The following is a 9,840-nucleotide window of genomic DNA, read 5'->3' as shown; positions in this document are numbered from 1 at the left end:
CTATGTTTGAAGTGAAAAAATTCTTTTTAATAAGTTATTATCAATCTTTAAACTCAATGATAAACTCCGTTGTAAATATTATTCATTTACTTAACATTAGGTAAATGAAAATCAATTAAGCCAAGAAAGAGTCGTAATGAAATTTAGCCCGTTAGTTCAAGAACTTATTGATTCATTAAAATGTTTACCCGGCGTAGGTGGCAAATCAGCACAACGTATGGCTTTTCATTTACTTGAACGCAATCGTCATGGTGGCAGCAAGCTTTCTCAAACGTTAGCTCGCGCCATGGAAAATATAGGCCATTGTGAGCAATGTCGTAACTTCACAGAAGAAGCGTTATGTGATATTTGTCAAAGCCCAAAGCGTAAAATAGCAACACAGTTGTGTATAGTTGAATCGCCAGCTGATGTTATCGCCATTGAACAAACGGGAGAATTTCAAGGTCGTTATTTTGTTTTAATGGGGCATTTGTCACCACTTGACGGAATTGGCCCTGATGATTTAGGTTTAGATGTGCTAGAAAAACAACTAGCAACAGGTCAGTTTAGTGAAGTTATATTGGCCACTAACCCCACTGTTGAAGGTGAAGCTACGGCACACTTTATTGCGGAGCTTACCCAAATCCACGATGTTGAAATCTCAAGGATTGCACATGGTGTACCCGTTGGCGGTGAACTAGAATATGTTGACGGTAATACCTTGTCACATGCTTTGTCGGGGCGAAAAAATTATATATTTTAGTCGCTTTAAAATAGACTGAAAAATCATTTTTATTAACTACGTGTATCACGAGCAGAACATACTAAATCTGCTCGTTTTTCGCTATTTACACCTAACATTTATCCATTGTTTTTCATACCAAACGCTTCATCTTTCAATTTAAGTTTAAATTAAAGTTAAATACAACGTTAAAGTTTACGTTTCATTTTCTACAGGCATTTTAGGTACTAAATTGGTTTGGGCGTATTTAAGTAAGAATATGCCACAACATACAATAAAAGCAGTGAGATAAAGTGCCGCGTTATAGTTTTTAAATTCTGCGATTAATGCCACACAATATAACGGTGCTACGACTTGTCCAACACCATATGCCGCTGTGATCAAACCCATAATGAAAACGGGGTTTTTACCTGCCAGTTGGCCGCCATAATTCATAAACAGTGATACAAGGCCAATAAATGTTGCGCCGAATAACATGCCGCTAATTAAATTAAGATAAATGTTAGCTGAAAATGTTGGTATTAAAATACCAACAACCTGCAGTGCCATCGCCACCATCATAATATCGATACTGTTATATTTATGCGCTAAACGCATCCATATAATACAAGAGGGAATACCCGCTAAGCCAACCGCTAACCAAGCATAGCCACCGTAGCCGTTTAAACCAGGTAGAGAATTAACAATATCAGGCAAAAATGTTGCTTGTACTACCATGCCTACTCCTTCGGTAAAATAGGCAAGGGCGAGTACAATAACTAATGGAGTAAATAACGTTCGATCAAATTTGTGTTTAATAACTTGATCCGCTGTTTGTTTTTCAAAACTTAAAATATAGCCTGAATAACAGGCGAAAAGTGCGCCAGCAATCGCTAACGCTAACCAAGCATGTTGCCAGTTTTCACTGTAGGTAAAAACACTGCGCATGATTAAATCAGAGACTAAAATAGAAAAACCTAAGCCACTAAAATGAATGCCCATTGCTTTGGTTTTATTGGTGTTTTGTAGCTTTGACATGACAATAGCAGAGCCCACCACTAATGCCATAGCCGCACCAAAGCCCGCTAATAATCGAGACAGTAGCCAAATAGTGTTATTTTCGCTAAAAGCCAACAGTAGCGAGGTAATAACGCACAAAACTAAGCCAATTCGAAAGTATTTAACCTTGGCATGAATATCTTTAATGAAAATAGAAAAAATCGATCCTGTCAAATAACCCACATAGTTAATTGACGCGAGTACACCAGCAAAAGCAATACTTAAGTGATTTTCTAGCATAGAGGGCAATAACGAGGTAAAAGCAAATCGCGCGACACCAACGCCAACCACTAAAGCTAAAATACCCGCTAGTAAAATAGCGGCATTGTTGTTTCGATCAAAAAACATCTTCAATCCCTATGTCATTACTTATGTAAACATTCATGAAATAAAAGTGCCTGTATTGTCTGGAGGAAGGTCATCAGAAAAGCTTAAATGTAAGGAGTAAAGTGATTGAAAGCAAATCATTATTTTTGATGTGGACTATGCAAAAAGGTTTGTCGATAAAACTTAGCGCTTTATATCAACATACGCAGGGAGAAGGTTTTATGTGAAAAATTTTAATATTTTGCTTGAAAATGTTTTCGCTACCCCCACATGTTAACTATCGAGTGAGTATTGAATAATAATGTTTGATACCCACGACAAACATTCGTTTTCAACCAGTAAATGTAGGATAAATTTCACATGTCAGAAACAGGCCAAAAAGAAAACCATCAGTTTGCAACTGATAACGCTAAGCTTCTAAAATTAATGATCCACTCTCTTTACTCAAATAAAGAAATTTTCTTACGTGAGTTAGTTTCCAATGCTGCCGATGCCGCTGACAAATTACGCTTTAAAGCATTATCTAATGCTGACTTATATGAAGGCGAGGGTGATTTACGTGTTCGTGTAAGTTGTGATAAAGAAAACAATACGCTTACGATTTCTGATAACGGTATTGGTATGACGCATGACCAAATCGTTGATCACTTAGGTACGATTGCAAAATCAGGTACTTCAGAATTTTTCTCACAGCTTTCTGGTGATGAAGCATCAGACTCACAATTAATTGGTCAGTTTGGTGTTGGTTTTTACTCAGCATTTATCGTTGCTGACTCGGTAACTGTGCGTTCACGCGCTGCCGGTGTTGCTGCTTCTGAAGGTGTTGAATGGACAAGTACTGGTGAAGGTGAATTTACCACCGCTAAAATTGAAAAAACTAATCGTGGTACTGACATTATTCTTCAATTAAAAGCAGAAGAAAGTGAATATGCTGATGATTGGCGTTTAAAGTCGATTGTTACTAAGTACTCGGACCATATTTCTGTGTCTGTTGAAATGTTAACACCAGAAGTACCTGCCGTTGAAGCCGTTACTGAGACAAAAGACGACGAAGGCAATGTTACTTCACCTGCTATAGAAGCGCGTGAAGCTGTTCCAGCAATATGGGAGCCAGTAAACAAAGCTACAGCGCTTTGGACACGTGAGAAATCAGAAGTTTCAGACGAAGAGTACAAAGAATTTTACAAGCACGTTTCGCACGACTTTGGTGACCCACTTTTATGGGAACACAATAAAGTAGAAGGTAAAACTGAATATACGTCATTACTTTATATTCCGTCTAAAGCACCGTTTGATATGCACAACCGTGAAAAACAACATGGTTTAAAGTTATTTGTTCAACGCGTATTCATTATGGATGACGCTGAGCAATTCATGCCAAGTTATTTACGTTTTGTAAAAGGTTTATTGGATTCTAATGATTTACCTTTAAACGTATCACGTGAAATTTTACAAGATAATAAAATCACTGAAACAATTCGCAAGGGTTGTACTAAACGTGTTTTAAAAATGCTTGAAAAATTAGGCAACAAAGATGCTGAGCAATATCAACTGTTCTGGAACGAATTTGGTCAAGTACTAAAAGAAGGTCCAGCAGAAGATTCTGCTAATAAAGATGCGGTTGCAAAACTTCTGCGTTTTGCGTCTACTCATCAAGATAACAGCATGCAAAGTGCCTCTTTTGCGCAATACATTGAGCGTATGAAAGAAGGTCAAGACAAAATTTATTACGTGGTTGCAGATAGCTTCGAAGCGGCTAAAAATAGCCCGCATTTAGAAGTATTTCGCAAGAAGGGCATTGAAGTATTCTTGATGTCTGATCGTATTGATGAATGGTTAGTTAGCCACTTAACTGAGTTTGACGGTAAGCAATTACAATCAGTCACTCGTGGTGGTTTAGATTTAGGTGGTATGGACGACGCAGAAACGAAAGAAGCACAAGAAAAACTTGAGCAAGAATTCGATTCAGTTGTTACTCGCATAAAAGCAGCACTTGAAGGTAAAGCTAAAGACGTTAAAATTTCACAGCGTTTAACTGACTCTCCAGCATGTATCGTTGCTGACGAACATGATATGAGCAGCCAAATGATGAAGCTGATGCAATCGGTTGGTCAAGACGTACCAGACTCATTACCAATCTTTGAAATCAATGCTGAACATGACTTGATCAAACATGTTGCTGAAGAGCAAGATGATGCACAGTTTAAACAATGGGCAGAAGTTTTATTTGAACAAGCTATGTTAGCTGAGCGCGGTAGCTTAAAAGACCCTGCTACATTTGTGTCACGTTTAAACAAGCTAATGTTAAGCCTGACTAAATAGTACCAACTCAGGTTGAATACTACTTAAGTCATAATGTCGTTAGACTTTAGTCAAAAAAAGGAGCTTTTTAGCTCCTTTTTTGTTTATTTACAGTGCTTACCACTTGTTTGCACCCCTTTGAATATGTATAGTGTTTGCACTTTCAAAAACCAATTCATTTATTAAATAGGGTTATACTAAATGCGCATTATTTTATTAGGTGCACCTGGTGCCGGTAAGGGTACTCAAGCACAATTCTTAATGGCTAAATTTGGCATTCCGCAAATCTCTACCGGTGATATGCTTCGCGCTGCAATTAAAGCAGGCACTGATCTTGGTAAAAAAGCTAAAGCAGTAATGGACGCAGGTCAGCTCGTTTCTGATGAATTAATTATTGGTTTAGTTAAAGAACGTATTGCTCAAGATGATTGTAAAGCAGGTTTCTTACTTGATGGTTTTCCACGCACTATACCACAAGCTGACGCGATGAAAGAGAATGGCGTTGCTGTTGATCATGTTATTGAATTTGACGTGCCAGATGAAGTGATTGTTGAACGTATGGCTGGACGTCGTGTTCATGCTGGTTCAGGTCGTGTTTATCATATCGTTTATAATCCACCAAAAGTGGAAGGTAAAGATGATGTATCTGGTGATGACTTAGCTGTTCGTCCAGATGATGAAGAAGCCACTGTTCGTAAGCGTTTAGGTATTTACCATGAACAAACTAAACCACTCGTTGCCTACTACCAAGCTGAAGCTAAAGCAGATGCTTGTGCTTATTTAACTATTGACGGTACTCAACCCGTTGAACAAGTTAGCGCATTGTTAGATGAAAAGTTATCTTAAGTTAAATCCTTTAAGGTTAACTTAAAAATGAAGAAGCTCGCCTAGGCGAGCTTTTTTTGTGCGTAGCGCTCAAATTTGCTATGAAATGTTTATCAAGTAAGCTGTCTAGCTCTACAATTTATTGAGTTAATTGAGACAGCCATAGTTAATATTTTTAAATACTACTGCACTTAATAGTTTTTCAGTATATTTCATTACTGACTTTTAATGGCTTGCTCTATCTCCCCAGATTTCTTCTAAACGACTATCTCGACCACATCTCCAACGATAAGTGTTGTAACGTATAGGGTTATTCTTATAATAATCTTGATGATAGCTTTCCTCTCCTTTAATGGGATAAAAAGTACTGGTGTTTAAAATAGGCGTAACAACCGTTTGATTAGGAAACTCTGCTTTGACAGCTGTTCTTGTTTGTTCAGCGAGTCGACGCTCTTGCTCGTTAGCTACAAAAATAGCACTTAGGTAACTCGGTCCTTTATCACAAAATTGGCCTTTAGCATCAAAAGGGTCAATATTTACCCAGTAATGATCAAGTATAGCTTGGTAGCTTACTATATTTGGATCGTAAGTTATTTCGACTGCTTCATAATGACCGGTATGATCCCCGTTGTAGGTTGGATTTTTAATTTTTCCACCTGTAAAGCCTGATACAACATCAGTAACGCCGGTGAGTTTTTCGAAGTCTGATTCCATGCACCAAAAACAACCGCCAGCTAAAATGGCTTTTTTGGTTTCATTGGTATGAGCCAGCGATGCATACAAAAGTATTGATGAGGTTAAAACTAAGCCTAATATTTTTTTCATAAGAATCTCGCTTTAAAAGGATGAAAGTATCATGGGTTATGTTGTTATACGTAATAGACCTGCTATTGATCAATGGTATTTCATTTTTTGATTATTAATTTAAAAAGTCTGGTTATAATTTTTTAATCAGAATAATTTCTACAAAGCGTTATTTTACTACATACCAGAGTTAACAGGCTGTATAGCATAAAGTGTAAATACTGCTATTAATTTAAGCACTTAATCGGTAGTATTTCGCATAATATGAAACTTAATGACTTATTAAAATAGTACTGAGGAAAAACAATGGTAACGCTTTCATTAACTGGTTTTTATGCCAGTTTATTAGGACTTTTATATATAGGATTATCTATAAATATTATTCGCGTACGTTTGAGTGCGAAAATTGGCATTGGTACCAGTGGCAATGAAACTTTAGCCAAGCGGGTACGAATTCATGGTAACTTCTCAGAATATGTTCCACTAGCATTAATATTACTAGGCTGTTACGAAGTAAATGGCGCATCTGCTTTGATGTTACATATATTAGGTGGTGCGTTATTGCTAGCTCGTTTGTCGCACGCTATAGGTTTAAGTAAAACGATTGGCAGTTCAAAACCACGCCAAATTGGTGTGCTTGTAACATTCCTTGTACTATTAGTTTTATCGATAGAGAATATTCGTTTATTTATGCTGGCTTAGGCAATAAAAAACATTAGCGAATTCATAAAAAGCCAACCTTGCTAAAACCAATGTTGGCTTTTTAGTCAGTCATTTTTCCTGCAATATTAGCGTATTTTCAACATAGCGATATGCGGAATATCATCTTCTAAATACATATCACTCACACGTTCAAATCCATGCTGATTGTAGTATTTTTCTAAATGCTCTTGCGCTGATATTTTTACAGTATCATTTGGAAAGTCTGTTGAGCACAGTGCTAAAGCTACGCGCATTAATTCATGACCAAGCCCTGTACCACGAGCACATGGAGCGATTACCACTCGGCCAATACTAATGTAATCTGTATAAGTTAACCCTTTAGGGAGAATACGCAGGTAAGCGGTCATAACACCTTTTTGATAACAAAATAAGTGTTGGGTTAATGGGTGGCGGTCGTGATTGTCTAAGTCAGGATAAAAGCAGGTTTGCTCAACAACAAAGATATCAATTCGTAGTTTAAGTAAATCGTAGAGTTCATCAGTAGTTAGCTCTGAGAAAGTTTTATTTTTCCACATGTTATCTGTAAGCATAATAATTTGATTGGCAATGTTTTTTATATCATTTCACGGTACTTTAATTAAGTACAGCACAGCGATAAGGTATTTTATAATTGAGTTGAAAATACTAATATTACTATGCAAGCTATATTGATATAAAACTTTGTTAGCAGGATTTTTCGTTGATCAGTAATTGTTCAAAATCAATATCTGACATTGGCTTAGCTAATAAGAAACCTTGACCGTAAAGACAACCTGCCTGTATTAGAAATTGTTTTTGTTGCTCAGTTTCAATTCCTTCTGCAATAACATCAATATTAAGCTTACTTGCCATGACAATTATCGCTTCACATAACGCAGAATCTTCATTATCTGCTGACATATTTTGTACAAAACTTTTATCAATTTTCAGGTAATCAATCGTATAGTTTTTAAGGTATGAAAATGAGCAATAGCCAGTACCAAAATCATCAATGGAAAGCGCAACACCTTTTTTACGAATTTGCTCAAGCACGCTAACGACTTCAGCTTGATTTTCCATTAACAAATTTTCAGTTATTTCAATGGCAATCGCTTTAGGAGAAATGTTTCGCTCTTCTAGAGAATTGACCCAAGCACTTATTTGCTCTCCTTGATTTTTATATTGTACTGGTGAAGTATTTATACTGATCATTAACTCCTGGCAATATGCCTCGCGCCAGTATTTAACTTTTTCAGTGACTTCATTAAATATCCATTCACTGATCTCTACGATTAACCCTGTTGATTCAGCAATCGGGATAAAATCTAGCGGAGAAATTAAGCCTTTTTCAGGGTGCTGCCAACGAATAAGCGCTTCAGCTTTAATTACTTTATTGTTCGATAAGTTAACAATGGGTTGATAGACCATATGAAATTGCTGTTGTGTTATAGCCGTGCGTAAATCTTTTATTATTTCCATGCGCTTTAGAAAGTCAGTGCGCATATTTTCAGTAAAGAAGTGAATGCTATTGCGACCTTGATTTTTAGCGTTGTACATTGCTTGGTCAGCATTTCTTAACAGTGAGTTAATGTCTATAGCATCATCGGGATAACTGGCAATACCTATACTGGCTGTGCAATGAACACTTTGCTCATTAATGGTGTAGGGTTGTGCAAACGTGGTTAATAAATTTTGCCCAATGTTATCTATATCTTTTGCAGTAGTGGTTCCCAGTAACACTATAATAAATTCATCACCACCTAATCGCGCAACAATATCATTTGCTCTAATACAATTTTTTATACGTTTTGCACTTTCAATTAATAATTCGTCGCCAACATTATGACCAAGAGAGTCATTTATATCTTTAAAGTTGTCGATGTCTAACATGGCAATGGTTAGTTGTTTTTTGTCTCGTTTAGCGTTCTCAAGTGCTAAAGTTAGGTGTTCCTTTAATAAGTTACGATTAGGCAATTGTGTCAAGTTATCAAAGTTGGCTTGATGCCATATAGTTTTATCCGCACTATCTCGCTCAATGGCGATACGTACAAGGTTTGATATTTGTTCAATTAGGGCGAAATCTGCTTTTTTTGGTGTGGATTTTTTACGATGATAAATTGCAAATGTACCAATTAACTCACCTTTACTATCGATAATAGGCTGTGACCAACAGGCACCTAATTGAGCTTTTTTAGCCATTTCAGCCCACGGAACCCAATAAGGATGGCTTGATATATCACTAACAATAACTCTTTCTTTGGTGAACGCTGCTGTACCGCATGAACCATTTCCTTTACCTATTTGAACACCGTCGACCGCTTGATTATAAAAGTCAGGTAAACTTGGCGCAGCTCCTAGCATTAAATGTTCACCCGTATTATCGATTAGTAAAATACTGCACAACATTTCAGTATGCTCTTTTTCAATGCCATTTATAATAGCAGGTAGTATTTGTGATAGAGGGGCTGAGCTGGCAATTAATTCAAGAATATTATTACGCAGTTTATTTAAATTGTCACTTTGGGATAATTGTCGATTTTTATTCTGCATAAATACAGAAAAAGCAGATGCAAAAACATTGGTTAATATCATGGTTACAATGATTCTAACCAGTATAAAACTATCAAGTTGTTGATAAGTTATATAGCAGATACTGGTAATTAAAACGCCATTAAAAATACTAGCTGTCAAAGTGGGTAGTAAGTAAAAACTCGCTACTATCACCGGAAAAGTCCAATAAATTAATTGTTCACCTTTGAGTTCAACAGCAACTAAAATGATGATTTGAGAAAACACCGCAAGTGAGTAACTAAAAAATTTTGTTATATTTTTTTTATTGGTGAGTAAAACACCCAAAAAAATAATAAATATCGTTATCATACCTGTTAATGACAGGACTATTTCTGTGATATCTTGAGCGATTATGCTAAAAAATAGAATGGGGATAAAACCAAAGACAGCTGCAGCGCTAGCGGTTAATAGGATTTTGTTTTCTATAGAGCGATGTTTAATTTTAGCTATCATACAACATTAACTTCTTATGCTTGAGTTTTGTTTTTGAAGCGTGGTTAGATTTACTTATACGAATAAAATATCGAAAAAGATCCTCGTATTAAATAAAAATAGCAGAAATAATAAATAGC

Annotated in this window: 8 protein-coding genes; 4 read left to right on the top strand and 4 right to left on the bottom strand. The window is 36.3% G+C overall.

Annotated features, from left to right (window positions below; translation table 11 throughout):
* Positions 1 to 136 precede the first annotated feature (136 nt).
* On the top strand, positions 137 to 742 hold the full coding sequence (recR, locus tag H4J50_RS08390) for a recombination mediator RecR (protein WP_108456470.1): 606 nt from the start codon (positions 137 to 139) through the stop codon (positions 740 to 742).
* Positions 743 to 916: 174 nt separating this feature from the next.
* Here the strand turns inward: recR and H4J50_RS08385 are convergent, their stop codons facing one another.
* Positions 917 to 2,107, bottom strand: coding sequence for a YbfB/YjiJ family MFS transporter (locus H4J50_RS08385; protein ID WP_182255660.1), 1,191 nt, complete (start codon positions 2,105 to 2,107; stop codon positions 917 to 919).
* Between the two features lie 339 nt (positions 2,108 to 2,446).
* Here H4J50_RS08385 and htpG point away from each other — a divergent pair, with 339 nt between their 5' ends.
* Together htpG and adk are read left to right on the top strand one after the other, a co-directional pair.
* The gene (gene htpG, locus H4J50_RS08380; protein WP_182255658.1) at positions 2,447 to 4,408 is read left to right on the top strand and encodes a molecular chaperone HtpG; all 1,962 of its coding nucleotides are present in this window, start codon (positions 2,447 to 2,449) and stop codon (positions 4,406 to 4,408) included.
* A gap of 180 nt (positions 4,409 to 4,588) precedes the next feature.
* Complete coding sequence (gene adk, locus H4J50_RS08375) at positions 4,589 to 5,233, top strand: adenylate kinase (protein WP_108456467.1); 645 nt, start codon at positions 4,589 to 4,591, stop codon at positions 5,231 to 5,233.
* A gap of 204 nt (positions 5,234 to 5,437) precedes the next feature.
* Here the strand turns inward: adk and msrA are convergent, their stop codons facing one another.
* A complete protein-coding gene (gene msrA, locus H4J50_RS08370) occupies positions 5,438 to 6,037 on the bottom strand; it encodes a peptide-methionine (S)-S-oxide reductase MsrA (protein ID WP_182255656.1) in 600 nt (199 codons plus the stop codon).
* A gap of 285 nt (positions 6,038 to 6,322) precedes the next feature.
* On the opposite strand from msrA, the gene H4J50_RS08365 reads away from it, so the two are divergent.
* The gene (locus H4J50_RS08365; protein ID WP_108456465.1) at positions 6,323 to 6,718 is read left to right on the top strand and encodes an MAPEG family protein; all 396 of its coding nucleotides are present in this window, start codon (positions 6,323 to 6,325) and stop codon (positions 6,716 to 6,718) included.
* Between the two features lie 86 nt (positions 6,719 to 6,804).
* Here H4J50_RS08365 and H4J50_RS08360 read toward each other — a convergent pair whose 3' ends face one another.
* Positions 6,805 to 7,269: a GNAT family N-acetyltransferase gene (locus tag H4J50_RS08360; RefSeq protein ID WP_182255654.1), complete on the bottom strand. Its 465-nt coding sequence runs from the start codon at positions 7,267 to 7,269 to the stop codon at positions 6,805 to 6,807.
* Positions 7,270 to 7,402: 133 nt separating this feature from the next.
* Positions 7,403 to 9,721 (bottom strand): EAL domain-containing protein, encoded by a 2,319-nt coding sequence (locus tag H4J50_RS08355; protein WP_182255652.1) that lies wholly within the window; start codon positions 9,719 to 9,721, stop codon positions 7,403 to 7,405.
* Positions 9,722 to 9,840 lie beyond the last annotated feature (119 nt).

It is taken from the genome of Colwellia sp. 6M3 (assembly GCF_014077595.1).
Classification (GTDB): Bacteria; Pseudomonadota; Gammaproteobacteria; order Enterobacterales; family Alteromonadaceae; genus Cognaticolwellia.
Note: the sequence above shows the minus strand (reverse complement) of the source record. Positions and strands in the feature narration are given on the sequence as shown.